Raw genomic sequence first — 16685 nt, forward strand, 5'->3', positions numbered from 1 at the left:
AGAACCTCGGCAACGGTAGGGATAATTGGTAAACTCATGACAGATCTCCTGCTTTCGTAAGGGTTGTTGGGGTTCTGGACGGCGCTGGTCACACTTGCGGTTGCAGCCGCAGTGATCGGCGCCGTTTTGCACTCGCGCATCAGTCGTTACTCGCCACAGTTGCGTACTGCGCTTCTTCCCAGGCGATGACATCGCTCAGTTTGTAGCGGCAGAATCGGCCCATTTTCGCGTAGGGGGGACCAACCCCCTCGCTTCCCCACTTGGCCAAGGTCTTGATCGGAATCTTCAGTCGGGTGGCGACGTCTGGCCGAGTGAGCCAGTAATCATCTGAACTGTTCACGTCACTCCTATCGCATTTCGGATTAGCGTCGAACTAGTTTCACGGTACACGACGAGATGCGTTAGGCGCTACCGAGAAACGCAATTAACATGTCGGGTGTGGACACCGACGAAGCAATTGGCAAGCGACTGGAGAAACTGCGGAGAGACGCAGGCTTGAGCCAGGGAGAGCTGGCCGAGAGACTTCGCGACGCAGACTTGAATTGGTCGCAGGGCACTCTATCGAGAGTCGAAACCGGCTCCCGCCCAATGCGTTTCACCGAGGCACTTGTGGTTTCCACAGTCCTCGGCGTCAGCGCCGAAGAACTCAGTCCGGTGAATACGAATCTGGATTACCAGATCCAGAAGCTGCGTGACGAGCAGAAACGCCACATCTCGACGATCGGCGCATCTCGCGCAATGCTACGAGAAGTGAACGACGGCATAGCAGCCCTCACTCTGGCCCAAGAACTGGCCGAAGGCAGAACTCGATACTCCGTCCAAGGCTCACCGCTGCAATTCGCAGAGCTCCTCTCCTCGTGGATCCCCGGAGGTAGCGGCACTTCCATATCCTCGAACTTTCTCCGCGGCTTGGAGCTCATCGGGATCGAGTATGGCGGAGACCCAACGCCGGATGTCGAATCCGAAGAGGATGCATTTCGAGAGATCGAAGAGGCGCGAAGCCTTGAGGTTGCACGCCTAGTCCGCGCGAAATATCCACGCCTAGAGTTCAGCGAGTACAGCGAGAAATTTCGGGTGATCGGACTGACTGAGTTCGTTGAGGAGCCGCAAAACGCCGTTCCTGGGCTTGCCGCATACCTTGATACGCCACCCCGAAGCTGGATAGACGACTTCAATGGCAGGTAGACCGCCCCTGCGAATCGGCCAACACGGCAAGATCGCGCGCATCCCTCTCGGCGGTGACGCGTACCTAGCCCGATGCCGCTACCGCGACGATGACGGCATTGTGCGCATTGTCGAGCGGCGCACACCGGTCGATATTAGGGACCAGCACGGCAAAATCGCCGAAGAAGAATTATTGGACGCACTAGCGGCACGCCGAGCGCCTTCCGAGGATGAAATCGACTCCGACACATTGGTTTCCGCGCTCTGTACAACTTATCTTGCAAGACTCCAGGAAGAGGGTCGCGCCGCCAACACGATGTCCACTTACGAGTTCGCGCTCGGCAAGCTCAACCTGAAAATCGGTGGCCTCCGCCTGAGTGAGGCATCCGCCGGCCGGATCGACACGGCGCTGCGGGCGATGTCGAAGCAGCACGGACCAACTATGGCGCGCCAAGCGAAGACCATCCTCCGCGGCGCGTTGGCAATGGCGGTCCTTGTCGGGGCACTGAGTTCGAATCCTGTGAATGACGTGTCGAGGATCCGGGCCAAGAATCCGCCGGCGGGCGCGAAAGCACTCACAGGCGACCAGCTGGGAACTCTCCTGGTCGCACTCGGAGAGTCGGACTACTGCCAAGCGAACGACCTCGTAGACCCGATCACCCTCTTGATTGCCACGGGGGTACGGCGTTCCGAGCTGCTTGCGATCCGTCGTCAGGACATCGACCTGGACTCCGGCACCGTAGCCATCACCGGCAAGGTCGTCAGGGAAAAGGGAGTGGGGCTGAAACGTGTCGATGAGACGAAGACCGCCGCCGGACTACGCACCATCCCGCTCCCCCAGTTCGCAATCGAGATGCTGAAGAAGCGAGCGAAGCAACCGCGTTCCGGCACCCTCGATGTCATCTTTCCTTCAGCTGTCGGCACGTTGCGAGACCCGAACAACTTCGGCAAGCAGTGGCGCAAGGTCCGCGATGACCTCGGGGTCGCTGACAGTACCTCCCACACGTTCCGTAAGTCGGTGGCCACGCTCATCGACGACGAGGGCCTGTCTGCACGCGTTGGCGCCGACCATCTCGGGCATCGAAACATCTCGATGACTCAGGACAAGTACATGACACGCGGACGCCAGCACTCGGAAGTTGCGAAACTGCTGGACAAAGCTGTTGCCATAAAAGATGAATAAACGATGGATGCCCTCTCTCGATTTTCGAAAAAGGGCCTCTGACGTGGGGCGGGCGGGGCTCGAACCCGCGACCAATGGATTATGAGTCCACGGCTCTAACCGACTGAGCTACCGCCCCATCCGGATGCGATGCATCGCGGCGAATCCGAATGTTACCGGCACATCCGACGCGGATCACAATCGGGCAGGCGGTGACGCGTTGCACTCTTTCGAGTCGAGTCTTCCAAGGTTGGTCGGCACAGGCGCGATGAGCCGATACCGTGGGAGTGCACACCCCACGGAACAGGATCACCACATGAAGCTTGCACTGACCGAATTCAAGAACTCGAAGGCCACGATCCGGATCATCATGTCCGACGGCGCGAAACTGAACGGCACCGTCACCGATTTCACCGAAGACACTCTCGTTCTCAATTCTCCGAATGGTGTCTACTACATCAACCCCAGCCACATCATCCGGCTGTTCGAGCCTTCGGATCGCGCAGCGAAGTAGGCGCACCGGTCAAACAGTTCGACGGTTCCACCGAAAGCCCGACGCAGACACTTGCGTCGGGCTTTGGTGTATCTGTCGCCAATATCTTCGCGTCGCGTTCACGGGTGCTGATGCCGCCTATCCTCTCCGACATGGCGAACGACAGCGGACCACCTGAACTCGTGTTGTTCGACCTGGGCGGTGTGCTGTGTCGATTCGAGCCTGACCGTCGCGCCGCAGAACTGGCTGCGGCCATCGGCGTCACGGAAGACGAGATTCATGCCCTCGTGTTCGCGTCCGGGTTCGACCAGGAATGCGATCTCGGCATTCACTCCGAAACCGCGATCCTGGAACGCTTTCGACGACTCGGGTTTCCTGGTGACCGCGACGAGCTACGCCGAGCCTGGGCCAAGGCCTTCATCCCGGACCGCGCGGTCATCGATCTCGCAATCGCGCTTCGAAGCGAGGGGGTCGTGGTCGCCACACTCTCCGACAACGGACTTGTTCTCTTGGCCGCCATCGAGAGTGTCGTAACTCCATCGGCAATCGACGAGCATGTTTTCTCCTGCATGCTCGGAGCTACCAAACCCGAACCTGCGGCCTTCCTGGCTGCGCTGGAGTTGCTCGATGCGCGTCCACAGCAGACCTTCTTCGTCGACGACAACCCGGTGAACGTCCTCAGCGCTCGACGGCTGGGAATTCGCGGCGAACAAGCAAACAAGGCGGCAGACGTCGAATCGGCACTTCGATCGGTGGGTCTGCTGCGAGCGCACTAGGTCAGACAAAAACAAGGTCAGACCAAAACGCGGTCAGACCGAAACAAGAAAGCCCCCCACCCGATTTCTCAGGTGAGGGGCTTCGCTGCTCCCCCGGCTGGACTCGAACCAGCAACCGTCCGATTAACAGTCGGAAGCTCTGCCAATTGAGCTACAGGGGATTGTCTTGCTCGCTTCGCCCGTTCCGGCGTTGCCTGAGAAACTGTAGCGAATCCTTCACCGAAGTACCAAATCGCCTGCCCAGCGAGTCATCAGGCAGGATGGAGTCAGGACGATCGGTGCTGGAGGGAAGCAGGAATGATGCGTTTGTTGATCGGTGTTGCAGCTGGGTACGTCCTGGGAACCAAAGCGGGCCGCGCACGATACGAGCAGATCAGCCGGGCCGCGAAGGCGGTGGCCACCAGTCCGGCCACCAAGAAGGTGTTGGACGCGTCACGGCAGAAGCTGGCCGACTCACTGAGTACTCAGCCCAAGCTCGAGCCGATGAAGCCGATCAACGAGGAGACTACGATTCTGGTCCCCCACGACCAGTTGAAGAAAAACCGCTAGGTCAGACGCTTTGGTCGCCGACAGCCTGCTCACGCAGCTGTCGGCGATACTGCTCCAGCGCCACGAGGTCGCCGAACAGTGAGTTGTACTCCTCGGGGGCTGCAGCAGGTGAAACGCGCTGAAGCTTGGATTTGAGGTCGGCAACCTGCTCGCCCACCCACGCTTCCTGCAGTCGTGCGAGCACTCCGTTGATGTAGCGCGGAACCGTGTCTTCGTCACACGGCATCGGTTCGACGGCCAGCTCAGATACAACCGAGGCCACCGTCATGTCTTCGACGCCCTTGGTTACGACTTCGATCCACTCGGCGCCGCCGAGTCCCTTGCTCGTTCCACCGGCGTCAGCCATTGCCTGTCTGATGACAACGTAGGCGGGGTGGGTGAACGTCTCGGGCGGCAACGAGTCGAAGACACTGCCGGCGATGCCAGGGTGCTGCAATGCGGCCTTGAGGACAGCTCGCTGCGTCGAGAGCGCGGGATCGTTGGGCCGGGGCCTGGAGATTCCGATCGGCAGCGCAAGCGCATCGGCAGCAGGTTGGTCGACAACCTGACGACGCTTGGGCGCCGGTGACGATCCACGCGTCGACGCCCGTTTGCGAGCTTCGTCACGCACGCGTCGTCGAACCGACGGAAGATCGTCCCAACCGACCCATCCGCACAACAGATTCGCGTAGCTGTCGCGCAGAGTTGATTCCTTGATCTGCGCAACGACGGGCACGGTACGACGCAGTGCCTCGACACGACCTTCAGCGGTCTCCAGATCGTGTTCGGTGAGGATGGACTTCACCACGAACTCGAACATCGGAGTGCGCCGTGCCACGAGGTCGCGAACGGCGGCGTCACCAGACTTCAGTCGCAGATCACACGGGTCCATTCCGTCGGGCGCGACGGCGACGAACGTCTGCCCGGCCATCTTTTGATCACCCTCGAACGCCTTCATCGCAGCGGCCTGCCCCGCGGCATCACCGTCGAAGGTGTAGATGATTTCACCGCGAAAGTAGCTGTCGTCCATCAGGAGTCGACGGAGCATCGCAAGGTGCTCCTCACCGAAGGCGGTTCCGCACGAAGCGACGGCGGTCTTGACGCCGGCCAAGTGCATCGCCATGACGTCGGTGTAACCCTCGACGACTACCGCCTGGTGCCCCTTGGCGATGTCGCGCTTGGCGAGGTCCAAGCCGAACAGGACCTGAGACTTCTTGTAGAGAATCGTTTCCGGCGTGTTGACGTACTTACCCGGCATGGTGTCGTCGTCGAAGAGCTTGCGGGCACCGAAGCCGATGACGTCACCGGCGACGCTGCGGATCGGCCACAGAAGTCGGCGATGGAACCGGTCGATCGGACCTCGCCGGCCTTCTTTGGACAGCCCGGCTGCTTCTAGTTCTTTGAACTCGAAACCTTTGGACATCAAGTGTTTTGTGAGAGTGTCCCAACCTTCTGGCGCGTATCCACACCCGAACTGCAGGGCCGCTGCACCGTCGAAGTTTCGCTCGGTGAGGTAGTCGCGAGCCGCCTGAGCATCGGGTTCGCGCAGACGAGCGGCGTAGAACTCCTGAGCCGCCGCGTTTGCTGCGATCAAGCGTGCACGGGTGCCGCGATCGCGCTGAACGGACGGTCCGCCGCCCTCGTACGAAATCGTGTAGCTGAGTCGATCCGCCAACTGCTCGACGGCCTCTACGAAGCTGATGTGATCCATCTTCTGCAGGAACGAGTACACGTCACCACCCTCACCGCAGCCGAAGCAGTGGTAGAGGCCGTGGTTGGGTCGCACATGGAACGACGGCGACTTCTCGTCGTGAAAGGGACACAGACCTTTGATCGAATCGCCACCGGCACGCTTGAGTGAAACGTATTCACCGACGATGTCCTCGATGCGAGTGCGTTCGCGAATGGCCGCGATGTCTCTGTCAGAAATTCGGCCCGCCACGTACATCAGTCTAGGCGGTCGCCCGGCACCTCCTGACAACGATATGTTGATGGCCGACTCTGCACCGCAGCGATGGGACCGACGATGACTGAAAACGCCTCGAGCTCGCACGAAGGGCGATCAGGAACCCGATTCGGCGTGTACGAGTTGCGTAGCCTCCTCGGCCGAGGCGGAATGGGTGAAGTGTACGAGGCGTACGACACCTCGAAGGATCGCCTGGTCGCTCTCAAGTTGCTCCATCGAGAGCTTGCGGCCGACCCGTCATTCCAAGCTCGTTTCCGCCGAGAATCTCGCACCACCGCCGCCCTGAACGAACCGCACGTGATCCCTGTGCACGACTGGGGCGAGATCGACGGAGTTCTCTTCATCGACATGCGATTGGTCGAAGGTCATACGTTGCGAGCCGAGTTGACCGAATTCGGCCGACTCACGCCTGTACGAGCCGTCGACATCGTCTCGCAAATCGCGTCGGCGTTGGACGCCGCCCATGCCCGCGGGCTCATCCATCGTGACGTCAAACCAGACAACATCATTCTCACGAACAACGGCTTCGCCTACCTCGTCGACTTCGGAATCGCATACTCACAGACGGACACGAAGATCACCACCGAGGGAAGCGCAGTCGGTTCGTATGCATACATGGCGCCGGAGCGGTTCGGAATCGAAACGCCGACGGCCGCAGCGGATGTCTATTCCCTGGCTTGTGTCCTCTACCAATCACTCACCGGAACAACACCTTTCAACACCACAAGCATCGAGCATCTGGTCAATTCGCACCTGAACGCTCCGCCGCCACGCCCCACACTGGCGGTTCCGTCGCTCCCGCAAGGCCTTGACGCCATCGTGGCTCGCGGCATGGCAAAGGATCCCGCACACCGCTATCCGACTACGGGAGCGCTCGCACTCCAAGCGCGGCAGGCCCTCTCGACGACCCACACCCCCGGTGCCGCCGGCGGATTGCAACCCACGATCGTCGGGCAGCCCACCTACACCACGGCGAATCCCGCTCACGGGAACTACACGCACATCGTGACAAAGACCAAGCGAAACCGAGCACCGATCGCGATCGGTGCGGCTGGAATTGCACTCGTTCTGGCCGCAGGAGGCACGGCGGCCTGGGTGACGCTGGGGAATTCGGGCCCCGAATCACCAACCGCTGTAGCAGCTTCCACCGCCACGTCGGCACCGGCACCCATTCAGGATCCAGTCAGAACGCCGAAGCTCGAGCCGCTACCCACCGCCGGACTGCAGGCGACCACGACCACCCGGGCGTCGAACCCGTCCGCGAGAAATGGCGACCTCGGGGTGAGCAAGCCGATCACCGTCCCCTCATGCAAAGGAACCGGAATCGTGGTGTTGGCCAATGCCACCGATCCGGCAACGTACGCCAGCGAGATTCAGAACTACCTCGACGCGTTCCCCGGCTCGAAATACCTACGCACAGACCAGTCCTGCCCGTCACTACGTCAAGTCTCCGATTCGGGGACGGCGATCTACACGGTGTATCGCGAATCCGGGAACACCGAGTCGAAGATCTGCAAGGACGTTCGCGCAGCAGGTGGCGACGCTTACGGCAAGTGGCTCGATACCACTACCGACCCGTCGACGCGGATGACTTGCTGAGGGCGTAAGTGGCTCAGCCCCAGCTGGCCTGCGCGCCCAGGCTCGCTTTGTCCACCCGTTCGAGCCGACTCTCCGTGTACGACGCGATCTGATCCACCACTACCCGGACCCGAGCACCGTCGTCCGCGGTGCGTTCCCACGCGGGCAGCAGGATCGGATCGAGCCCGGCCGGCGCAGTTGCCAGCAGCCATTCCGCGACGCGATGAACACGATCACGCTGCCGATCCTGACGCGCCTTGTGTCCGGCGTCGGACATCACATAATACAGCGCTACGGTCTTGAGCAACGCCACCTCGGATGCGACGGCCTCGGGTACGTCGAGGTCGGCTTGATAGCGCGAGAGGGGTCGGTCACCGTGTGTCAGCCGGGTGCTGGCGATCGCCGCGGTGGCGAAGCGACCCACCAATTCACTCGTGAGATTCTTCAACGCGACGGAACTTCCGAGTGTTCCGTCGAAACTTCCGACCCCGCGTACGACGGGGAGTTCGGACAGCCGTTGGGCGGCTTCGATCAGATCGTCGACTACCAACCCCCGAAACTCGGAGGCCCCCAGTTCTGCCAGTGCGCGCTGCTCGGACGGATCAGCAAGCGAGCGAAGGTCGATACGGCCTGCGATCACCCCGTCCTCCACGTCGTGCACGGAATACGCGATGTCGTCGGCCCAGTCCATGACCTGAGCTTCCAGGCATTGCCGACGCTCGGGTGCTCCCTCGCGAACCCAGGCGAGCACCTCTGCGTCGTCGTCGTATGCCCCGAACTTCGCGCCGGGCTCAGGGCGGGTCCAGGGATACTTGATGGCTGCGTCGAGTGACGCCCTGGTGAGATTGAGGCCTGCGCTCAGACCGTCGGGGCGCAGGATCTTGGGTTCGAGGCTGGTCAAGATCCGCAGATTCTGCGCATTGCCCTCGAAACCTCCGCAGTCCTTGGCGACTTCGTCGAGGGCCTTCTCGCCGTTGTGACCGTACGGTGGGTGCCCGATGTCGTGCGCGAGACCGGCGAGGTCCACCAGGTCCGGATCGCAACCGAGTCCGTCGGCGATCCCTCGCCCGATCTGTGCGACCTCCATCGAGTGCGTCAACCGCGTGCGAGGTGTGTCACCGTCGCGCGGGCCGACAACCTGGGTCTTGTCGGCCAAGCGCCGCAAAGCCGCGGAGTGTTGGACACGCGCCCGATCTCGCGAGAAGTCCGAACGATGCTGCGCCGCTGCGATCTGCGAACCCGGCAACCCCGCTCGCTTCGGCGCCTCGACGACACGACGTTCGAGGTCGTGTTCGGAGTAGGTGCCGCCTCCGTAGGTGGTGTGAGCTGTCATGGTCTCTATTGCCCTGCTGTGTAGGGGAAGTCTGCCGAGAAGTGCGTGAGCTGATACCAGAGCAGCGCGCCGGTTTCGCGAGCGATTCCGTGTAACTGGGATTCGCGGGTGAACACAGCCGGGCCTTGACGAGTAGGTGCGGTCCACGCTTGAAGGCCCGTGTCGCGGGCCATCGTCCGCGTTCGCAAGGAGTGCCACGGATCACTGACCAGGACGGCGGAATTGATTCCCTGCGAAGACATCTCGGCACTGACTGCGTCGATGCTGAGCAGTGTGTCCGAACCGGTCTCCACCGCGGTGATCGCACTCGAAGGAATTCCGCGATCGGTCAGATACATCTTTCCCGACGCCGCTTCGGTGTACTCGTCGCCTTCCTGTTTACCGCCGACAGTGATGATCTGCGGAGCCACTCCGCGCTTGTACAGCTTGTACGCCTGCTCGAGTCGGGCCTCGAAGACGGACGACGGAGTGCCGGAATACTGAGCCGCGCCCAGAACGACTATCGCGTCGGCCGGCCGCGTGTCGTCGATGCGCGCCACCTGCCACACCCGGAACGCAGTACCCCCGACCAGAACCACGGCCATCAACACCGCACCGGCGATCAGACGGCGCGTCCAGCGAGCCAATCCTGCCCCGAAGCCGCCCGCCCGCGAGGGTGATGGGTCGTGGGGGCGGTTACCGAAAGCAGGTTTCACTCCCGCAATTCTGCCAGTTCGCAGCGATCACCTCCGATGCCGACGCGCCACAACGGATAGATTTGCGTCATGGCCCTCGCACCACACTTCGCGCAGTTGTCCTCGGTAGAGCAGAGTCGGACAACCACCCGACCCGTTCGGCGTCGGGGAAGCGCCGCCGCCGTCGCTGCGATTTTCGCTTTGCTGGCGCTCGTCTTCAGTCCTGCGCTCGCCTCGGCGGACGCCCCGATGGTGTTGCCGAATCACATCACCGACACCTCCGGGGTCCTCGATTCCGGGCAACGCAGCGACATACAAGCCGCGATCGATCAACTCGGCGAGGACCACCAGATCGATCTGTGGGTCGCGTTCGTCCCCGATTTCAACAACCTGGGTGGCCAGGCGTGGGCACAGCAGACAGCCACGAAGTCGACGCTGAGCACGAAGTCCGTCCTGCTTGCAGTTGCCACGGCGGAGCGTGCTTACTACCTCGATGTGCCCGCTGAGCTGAGCAACATCACGGATTCCGACATCGAATCGATCAATACCGACGCGGTGGAACCGGCTCTCGCCGAGGATGATTGGACCGGCGCGGCAATTGCCGCAGCCGGCGCACTCGGCGACGCGAACAACACGAGCGGCGGAATGGGAGTCGGAACACTCCTCATCGCGGGCGGCGCTGTGGTGGTCGGGACGGGCGGTGTGGTCCTGTACTCACGGAAGCGCAAGAACGACAAGAACAAGGCAAGCGTCGAAGCCGCGAAGAACATCTCCCCCGACGACATCGCCAGCCTCAACGCACTCCCGCTGCCGACGCTCGACGAACGCGCGAAGGAGATCCTCGTCGAGACGGACAACGCGATCGCCGGCAGCCAGGAGGAGCTCGATCTGGCCCGCAGCGAGTTCGGAGACTCCGCCGTCGCACCCTTCTCGGCAGCATTCGACAAGGCCAAGGCCACCCTCGCCGAAGCCTTCGCGATCAGGCAGCGACTCGACGACGCCATCCCGGAAACTCCCGATCAACGCCGACAGATGCTGATCGACATCATTTCCTCGTGCGGTCGAGCCGACCAAGAACTCGAAGCTCGCGTCGAGGAATTCGACGGACTCCGCGACCTTCTCATCAACGCCCCCGCCCGCCTCGATGCGTTGACGCAGAGTGTTGTTTCTCTCAGCGTGCGCTTGCCCGAATCCGAGGCGATTCTGACCAAATTGAAGGATCAATTCCCCGCGCCGACGCTGGCATCGGTCGTGAACAACGTCACGATGGCGAGTGAGCGCCTGACGCTCGCCGAGAAGTCGATCGAGGAAGGACGAGACGCGACGGCACTGCCGGCCGGTAAGCAAGGCGCTGCCGTCACTGCGATTCGCACGGCCGAAGCCGCCCTCGATCAGGCACGCAAGCTACTCGACGGCGTCGATCACGCCGCCGACGACATCCGAAACGCCATCGCGACACTTCCGTCCGCGATGGACGACGTCCAGCAGGGCATCACCGCTGCGGACGCTTACCTGGCGCAAGGCGGGCAGAAGTTGGCGGACGCGAAGGCCGCAGCCCAGGCAGCGTTGGCGAATGCTCAGACGTCGAAGGACAGCGATCCGCTGACAGCCTTCAACCAGATCGTCGCAGCCGACGCCCAACTCGACGCGCTTCTTGCCGACGCTCAGGAGCAGAAGCAGCAGCTCGAACGTGCACAGCAGCGCCTCGCCCAGGACATTCTGGCCGCACAGGCTCAGGTGACCGCTGCAGGCGACTTCCTCGGAACCAGGCGCGGCGCGATCGGGGCGGAGGCGCGCACTCGCTACGCCGAGGCTCAGCGGCACCTGCAGGCGGCCCAGCAATTGCAGACCTCGGATCCGTCGAAGGCACTGCAACACGCCCAGGCCGCGACCACCTTGGCGACGCACTCACTTCGCGCCGCGCAGAACGACGTCAACACCTGGGAAGCAAACCAACGACCCCGCGGTGGCGGCGGCGATGCGACGGGAGCGATCCTCGGCGGCATCCTGATCAACAGCATTCTGCGAGGTGGCGGCGGGCCCCGCTCGTACGGCGGACCGAGCAGCAGCGGACGCTCCGGTCGCGGTGGCGGCGGCGGTGGTTTCGGCGGCGGGGGCGGCGGCCGAACCAGTCGAGGCGGCGGCGGCCGGTTCTGACGGATCCCGTCGAGGTAGTAAAATCCCTACTTTGTTCACGACCGCACTCGTCGTACGCTTCATCCGGCAAGTCGGGATCACAGATCATACGAAGGTGTTATGGAAAGCGTCGCCCCGCAGATAACCGTCGTTGTACCTACATACAACGAGCGTGAGAACCTGCCAAAGCTCGTCGATCGCCTCGCCGCGTTGAAGATCCCGAACCTGCACGTCCTCGTGGTGGATGACAACTCCCCCGACGGCACGGGTGAGGTTGCGGACAAGTTGGGTATCGACGGTCCCATCCCGGTCGGAGTGCTTCACCGCACGGTCAAGGACGGACTCGGCCGTGCTTACGTCGCGGGCATGAGCCGGGCTCTGGCGGAGAACGCAGACATCGTCATTCAGATGGACGCAGATCTCTCGCACCCGTCCGAGGCGATCCCCGCCATGATCGAGATCCTCACCACTACCGATGCGGCAGTCGTTCTCGGCTCCCGCTATGTCGAAGGCGGCGCAGTCGCCGGCGACTGGCCGTGGCACCGCAAGGCTTTGTCCGCCTGGGCGAACTTCTACGTCAACGCCATTCTGCGACTGCACGTCAAGGATGCGACCGCCGGCTTCAAGGCGTGGCATGCAAAGACCTTGCGCGACATCGACGTCGAATCGGTGCAGAGCAACGGCTACGCGTTCCAGGTCGAGATGAACTACCGAGTTGTTCAGCGCGGCATGAAGATCGCCGAAACGCCCATCCGCTTCGAGGAGCGCACCGAAGGCGTCTCCAAGATGAGTCTCTCGGTTCAGTTGGAGTCTGCACTGGTGCCGTGGAAGCTCAAGTTCGGCAAGAAGTCCCTGTGACCTCGGCGGCCGATCGAAAGTAGTCGGCCGTCTGCGTGTCCGACGGGTAGAACGATTCGATCGCAATCTCTGCGAGCGTGACGTCGCGCGGCGTACCGAACACTGTGGTGGTGCTGAACATCGCCAGTTCGGTATCGCCGACGCGTAGACGCAACGGAACCAGCAGGGAATTCGCGCGGTCGTCGTGCCAGTCTCCGCCGCTGGGATAGGCGCGCAGCTCGTCGAGCAACGACGACAGCTGCGCATCCGCACTGACCTCCACTTCCCGAGCCAGCCTTGTGAGCAGGTGGGCCCGCCACTGCGCGAGGTTCACGATCCGCGGCGCCATGCCCTCGGGATGCAAGCTCAGACGCAATACGTTCACCGGTGGTTCCAGGAGGAAATCAGCGGCGCCCGCGGTCAAAATTCCCACGGCCTGGTTCCCGGCGACCATCTCCCACTGCTGATCGACCACCACGGCCGGATACGGGTCATGCGCGTCGATGATGCGATCGATGGCCTCACTCACCGCTGACATCGGCGCTTCTGCCAACGACTTCTGCGAGTACTCCGGCGCGTGGCCACTTGCCAGCAGAAGCGTGTTCTGTTGTCGTAGAGGAACATCCAGACATTCGGACAGGTGAAGAATCATGTCCCGGCTCGGCTTGGAGCGGCCGGTTTCGATGAAGCTCAGATGCCTGGTCGACACTCCTGCCGCCGCCGAGAGTCCCAACTGAGTGAGCCTTCGCCGCTCCCGCCACCGCTTGAGTTCGGAGCCCACGTCCATCGTCTCGAAGGTCATTCTTTCAAGTTAGCGACCCGAGGTAGCCGAGGCCATGACCTCAGAGGTAATCGACCCGACGCAGTTTCGGAGGAACAGTGGTCTCAGCCGGCGAGGCCGCCGGACATTCACCACCGGAAACTGATCAAGGGAGCGACCATGAGCGACTTCGACGCAATCGCCGACGCCTACATCGACATGTGGAACGAAACCGATACCACCGCCCGTAAAGCACGGGTCGAGCAATTGTTCGCACCCGGCGGTCGCTACACCGATCCGCTCGCGGACGTCACCGGACACGATCAGATCGACGCGATGATCAACGCTGTGCAGCAACAATTTCCGGGCATGCACTTCACCCTCGTCGGACCTGTGGACGCGCATCACCGACAGGCCCGATTCGGTTGGGCTCTCGGCCCGTCGGGGGCCGAGTCACTGATCGACGGATTCGACGTACTCGAACGCGACGACGACGGCCGGGTGACGCTTGTCCTCGGGTTTCTCGACAAGGTGCCTTCGGCCTGAATCGGGACTACCACCGACAGCGTTCGTCACGAAGGTTGTCGGTGGTTCGTGGCATCATCGGTGCCGATGAACGCCGACGGATTTACCTGGTCCACACCGATTCCCGAGTCCGAGGGTGCTGAGTACGACGCTCACACGCTGACCGTCAACGGCCTTCCCACCGTCTATCGAACCGCCAAGACGACGCCGACCAAGCTCGGTCAGTTCGTCACACTGTGGCGCCGTTCCGAGGCCGGGCCCATCCGCCCATTCGACGCCAGCGACCGCGTGATGCTGTTCGTGGTGAAGGTATACGACGAAGAGCATTCGGGGCACTTCGTCTTTCCCGTCGAAACCCTCGTCGAACACGACATCGTCTCGACGAACTTCTCCGGCGGTAAGCGCGCTGTCCGGGTCTATGCGCCCTGGGTTACGCCGACCAGCGCGCAAGCAGTCAGAACTCAGCGCTGGCAGATCCGGCATTTCGGCGAGTTCCCTGATGTACTCAGCTCGACTGTGTTCAGCTCAACTGTGTTCAGCTCAACTGATACGTCGCGATGATGACGCCTGTTGTCGTGGGGACGCTGTCGGTGAGGGTGAACTGAGCGAGCGCAGCTCCGTCGGGGAACAATCTGCGCCCGGTTCCGAGAACCAGCGGATGTATCAGCAGAGTGTAGGTGTCGACGAGACGTCGCTCGGCCAAGGACGTGATCAAGTCGCCGCTGCCCAGAATCACCAGATCCGGGCCCTCACTTTCCTTGAGCGTGGCGACCGCTTCGGCGGCATCACCTTTCAACAAGGTCGAGTTCTTCCACGGCAGCGGTTCACCCAAAGTCCTTGACGCTACGTACTTCTGCGTGTTGTCGAGCACCTCGGTAAACGGATTGTCGGTCTGAAACGGCCAGTACGAGGCGAAGTTTTTGTAAGTTCTGCGACCGAACAGCAACGCCGATTTCTTCGCCATCCCCTCCCCCATCTTCTGCGCCATGACGGAATCGTTGAAGGGTGCTGCCCACCCACCGTGCTCGAATCCGCCACGACGGTCCTCGTCCGGCCCACCGGGCGCCTGCATGACACCGTCGAGAGTCACGCTGTTGGTCACGCTGAGTTTTCTCATAACTTCGATCCTGCGCCTGAAGGACCATCGGGGAAAGAGAAAACGGGCGGTCCTTCTCGATTGAGAAGGACCGCCCGTCAGCTTCGAACGAGAATCAGGAGCCGATCAGCCGTGCGGCCAGGTAGCTTTCCACCTGATCGAGGGCGACGCGTTCCTGCGCCATGGAGTCACGCTCACGCACCGTCACAGCCTGGTCTTCGAGAGTGTCGAAGTCGACCGTGATGCAGAACGGTGTGCCGATCTCGTCCTGGCGACGGTAACGACGACCGATGGCGCCGGCGTCGTCGAACTCGACGTTCCAATTCTGACGCAGCTGCGCTGCAAGATCTTTGGCCTTCGGCGTCAGGTCCGCGTTACGCGAGAGCGGCAGAACGGCAGCCTTGACGGGAGCGAGTCGGCGATCCAGGCGGAGCACTGTGCGCTTGTCGACGCCGCCCTTGGAGTTGGGCGCCTCGTCCTCGGTGTAGGCGTCGACCAGGAAGGCCATCAGCGAACGCGTGAGACCGGCCGCCGGCTCGATGACGTACGGCGTGTACCGCTCGCCCGTCGTCTGGTCGTAGTAGTTCAGCTCGGTGCCCGAATGCTTGGAGTGCGTCGAGAGATCGAAGTCGGTACGGTTCGCGATGCCCTCGAGCTCGCCCCATTCGCTGCCCTGGAAGTGGAAGCGGTACTCGATGTCGGTCGTGCCCTTCGAGTAGTGCGAAAGCTTTTCCGGCGCATGCTCGTACAGACGCAGGTTGTCCTTGTTGATACCGAGGCCGGTGTACCAGTCAAGGCGGTAGTCGATCCAGTACTGATGCCACTGCTCGTCCTCGCCCGGCTTGACGAAGAATTCCATCTCCATCTGCTCGAACTCGCGGGTGCGGAAGATGAAGTTGCCCGGGGTGATCTCGTTACGGAAGCTCTTGCCGATCTGACCGATGCCGAACGGCGGCTTCTTACGCGAGGTGGTCAGCACGTTGGCGAAGTTCACGAAGATGCCCTGTGCGGTCTCGGGGCGCAGGTAGTGCATGCCCTCTTCGCTCTCGACGGGGCCGAGGTACGTCTTGAGCATCATGTTGAAGTCGCGCGGCTCGGTCCACTGGCCGACGGTGCCGCAATCGGGGCAACCGATGACATCCATCGAGACGTCGTCCGGGTTGTCGAGCTTCTTCTTCTCCGCGTACGCCTCCTGCAGGTGATCCTGACGGTGACGCTTGTGACAGTTGAGGCACTCGACGAGCGGGTCGTTGAAGACACCGACGTGACCGGACGCGACCCACACCTCGCGGGGCAGAATCACCGACGAGTCGAGGCCGACAACGTCCTCGCGGCTGGTGACCATGTTGCGCCACCACTGGCGCTTGATGTTCTCCTTGAGCTCGACACCCAATGGGCCGTAGTCCCATGCGGACTTGGTACCGCCGTAGATCTCACCGCACGGGTAGACCAGGCCTCGCCGCTTGGCGAGATTGACAACGGCTTCGATCTTGGACTTGGGTGCCACTCGATTGCTCTCCATCTGGGTAATAGATGCATGATTTTCGTGCGCTTTTCGCACCATCAGCCTATCTGGCGGCTGCCACGCACTTCCGTCCAAGGTTGACATGCATACTTGTGCATATCAAAATGAAAGTGATTTGCAATAATGTGGTGA

General features: G+C 62.0%; 17 protein-coding genes and 2 tRNA genes. 10 read left to right on the forward strand and 9 right to left on the reverse strand.

Annotation, left to right across the window (positions count from 1 at the left end; translation table 11 throughout):
• Nucleotides 1-139: 139 nt before the first annotated feature.
• A complete protein-coding gene (locus V3587_RS22035; protein ID WP_283377236.1) occupies nucleotides 140-340 on the reverse strand; it encodes a helix-turn-helix transcriptional regulator in 201 nt (66 codons plus the stop codon).
• Nucleotides 341-438: 98 nt separating this feature from the next.
• Between V3587_RS22035 and V3587_RS22040 the strand changes: the two genes are divergently transcribed.
• Entirely contained in the window at nucleotides 439-1185 is a 747-nt protein-coding gene (locus tag V3587_RS22040) for a helix-turn-helix domain-containing protein (RefSeq protein WP_283377237.1), read from the forward strand.
• A complete protein-coding gene (locus tag V3587_RS22045) occupies nucleotides 1175-2347 on the forward strand; it encodes a site-specific integrase (protein WP_283377238.1) in 1173 nt (390 codons plus the stop codon). The genes V3587_RS22040 and V3587_RS22045 overlap by 11 nt, the downstream gene beginning before the upstream one ends.
• A gap of 44 nt (nucleotides 2348-2391) precedes the next feature.
• Here the strand turns inward: V3587_RS22045 and V3587_RS22050 are convergent.
• Nucleotides 2392-2465 (reverse strand) — tRNA-Ile (locus V3587_RS22050).
• Between the two features lie 177 nt (nucleotides 2466-2642).
• Between V3587_RS22050 and V3587_RS22055 the strand changes: the two genes are divergently transcribed.
• Both V3587_RS22055 and V3587_RS22060 read left to right on the forward strand, forming a co-directional pair.
• On the forward strand, nucleotides 2643-2840 hold the full coding sequence (locus V3587_RS22055) for a hypothetical protein (RefSeq protein WP_003941659.1): 198 nt from the start codon (nucleotides 2643-2645) through the stop codon (nucleotides 2838-2840).
• A gap of 131 nt (nucleotides 2841-2971) precedes the next feature.
• Nucleotides 2972-3595, forward strand: coding sequence for an HAD-IA family hydrolase (locus tag V3587_RS22060; RefSeq protein WP_283377239.1), 624 nt, complete (start codon nucleotides 2972-2974; stop codon nucleotides 3593-3595).
• 88 nt (nucleotides 3596-3683) lie between these two features.
• Here V3587_RS22060 and V3587_RS22065 read toward each other — a convergent pair.
• Nucleotides 3684-3756: transfer RNA gene (locus tag V3587_RS22065), tRNA-Asn, on the reverse strand.
• Between the two features lie 136 nt (nucleotides 3757-3892).
• Between V3587_RS22065 and V3587_RS22070 the strand changes: the two genes are divergently transcribed.
• Nucleotides 3893-4144, forward strand: coding sequence for a hypothetical protein (locus V3587_RS22070; RefSeq protein WP_003941570.1), 252 nt, complete (start codon nucleotides 3893-3895; stop codon nucleotides 4142-4144).
• A gap of 1 nt (nucleotide 4145) precedes the next feature.
• Here the strand turns inward: V3587_RS22070 and dnaG are convergent, their stop codons facing one another.
• Nucleotides 4146-6065 (reverse strand): DNA primase, encoded by a 1920-nt coding sequence (dnaG, locus tag V3587_RS22075; RefSeq protein ID WP_030536590.1) that lies wholly within the window; start codon nucleotides 6063-6065, stop codon nucleotides 4146-4148.
• 72 nt (nucleotides 6066-6137) lie between these two features.
• Here dnaG and V3587_RS22080 point away from each other — a divergent pair, with 72 nt between their 5' ends.
• Nucleotides 6138-7688, forward strand: coding sequence for a serine/threonine-protein kinase (locus tag V3587_RS22080; protein WP_058039420.1), 1551 nt, complete (start codon nucleotides 6138-6140; stop codon nucleotides 7686-7688).
• Between the two features lie 13 nt (nucleotides 7689-7701).
• Here V3587_RS22080 and V3587_RS22085 read toward each other — a convergent pair whose 3' ends face one another.
• Nucleotides 7702-9000 (reverse strand): deoxyguanosinetriphosphate triphosphohydrolase, encoded by a 1299-nt coding sequence (locus tag V3587_RS22085; protein ID WP_058039419.1) that lies wholly within the window; start codon nucleotides 8998-9000, stop codon nucleotides 7702-7704.
• Nucleotides 9001-9005: 5 nt separating this feature from the next.
• Nucleotides 9006-9695 (reverse strand): YdcF family protein, encoded by a 690-nt coding sequence (locus V3587_RS22090; RefSeq protein WP_007731109.1) that lies wholly within the window; start codon nucleotides 9693-9695, stop codon nucleotides 9006-9008.
• Nucleotides 9696-9764: 69 nt separating this feature from the next.
• Between V3587_RS22090 and V3587_RS22095 the strand changes: the two genes are divergently transcribed.
• The gene (locus V3587_RS22095; protein WP_283377240.1) at nucleotides 9765-11831 is read left to right on the forward strand and encodes a TPM domain-containing protein; all 2067 of its coding nucleotides are present in this window, start codon (nucleotides 9765-9767) and stop codon (nucleotides 11829-11831) included.
• 99 nt (nucleotides 11832-11930) lie between these two features.
• The gene (locus tag V3587_RS22100) at nucleotides 11931-12668 is read left to right on the forward strand and encodes a polyprenol monophosphomannose synthase (RefSeq protein WP_003944487.1); all 738 of its coding nucleotides are present in this window, start codon (nucleotides 11931-11933) and stop codon (nucleotides 12666-12668) included.
• Here V3587_RS22100 and V3587_RS22105 read toward each other — a convergent pair.
• Nucleotides 12643-13449, reverse strand: a complete 807-nt coding sequence (locus V3587_RS22105) for a helix-turn-helix domain-containing protein (protein ID WP_042924110.1) — start codon at nucleotides 13447-13449, stop codon at nucleotides 12643-12645. The two genes, V3587_RS22100 and V3587_RS22105, sit on opposite strands and share 26 nt — an antisense overlap.
• 138 nt (nucleotides 13450-13587) lie before the next feature.
• On the opposite strand from V3587_RS22105, the gene V3587_RS22110 reads away from it, so the two are divergent.
• Complete coding sequence (locus V3587_RS22110) at nucleotides 13588-13953, forward strand: nuclear transport factor 2 family protein (RefSeq protein ID WP_054781579.1); 366 nt, start codon at nucleotides 13588-13590, stop codon at nucleotides 13951-13953.
• Nucleotides 13954-14001: 48 nt separating this feature from the next.
• Nucleotides 14002-14493, forward strand: a complete 492-nt coding sequence (locus V3587_RS22115) for a MepB family protein (protein ID WP_054781578.1) — start codon at nucleotides 14002-14004, stop codon at nucleotides 14491-14493.
• Here V3587_RS22115 and V3587_RS22120 read toward each other — a convergent pair.
• Both V3587_RS22120 and V3587_RS22125 read right to left on the reverse strand, forming a co-directional pair.
• Entirely contained in the window at nucleotides 14468-15049 is a 582-nt protein-coding gene (locus V3587_RS22120; RefSeq protein ID WP_283377241.1) for a dihydrofolate reductase family protein, read from the reverse strand. The two genes, V3587_RS22115 and V3587_RS22120, sit on opposite strands and share 26 nt — an antisense overlap.
• A gap of 94 nt (nucleotides 15050-15143) precedes the next feature.
• Nucleotides 15144-16535, reverse strand: a complete 1392-nt coding sequence (locus V3587_RS22125) for a glycine--tRNA ligase (protein WP_003944491.1) — start codon at nucleotides 16533-16535, stop codon at nucleotides 15144-15146.
• Nucleotides 16536-16685 lie beyond the last annotated feature (150 nt).

The organism is Rhodococcus sp. IEGM 1306 (assembly GCF_036541985.1).
GTDB lineage: Bacteria > Actinomycetota > Actinomycetes > Mycobacteriales > Mycobacteriaceae > Rhodococcus_F > Rhodococcus_F qingshengii.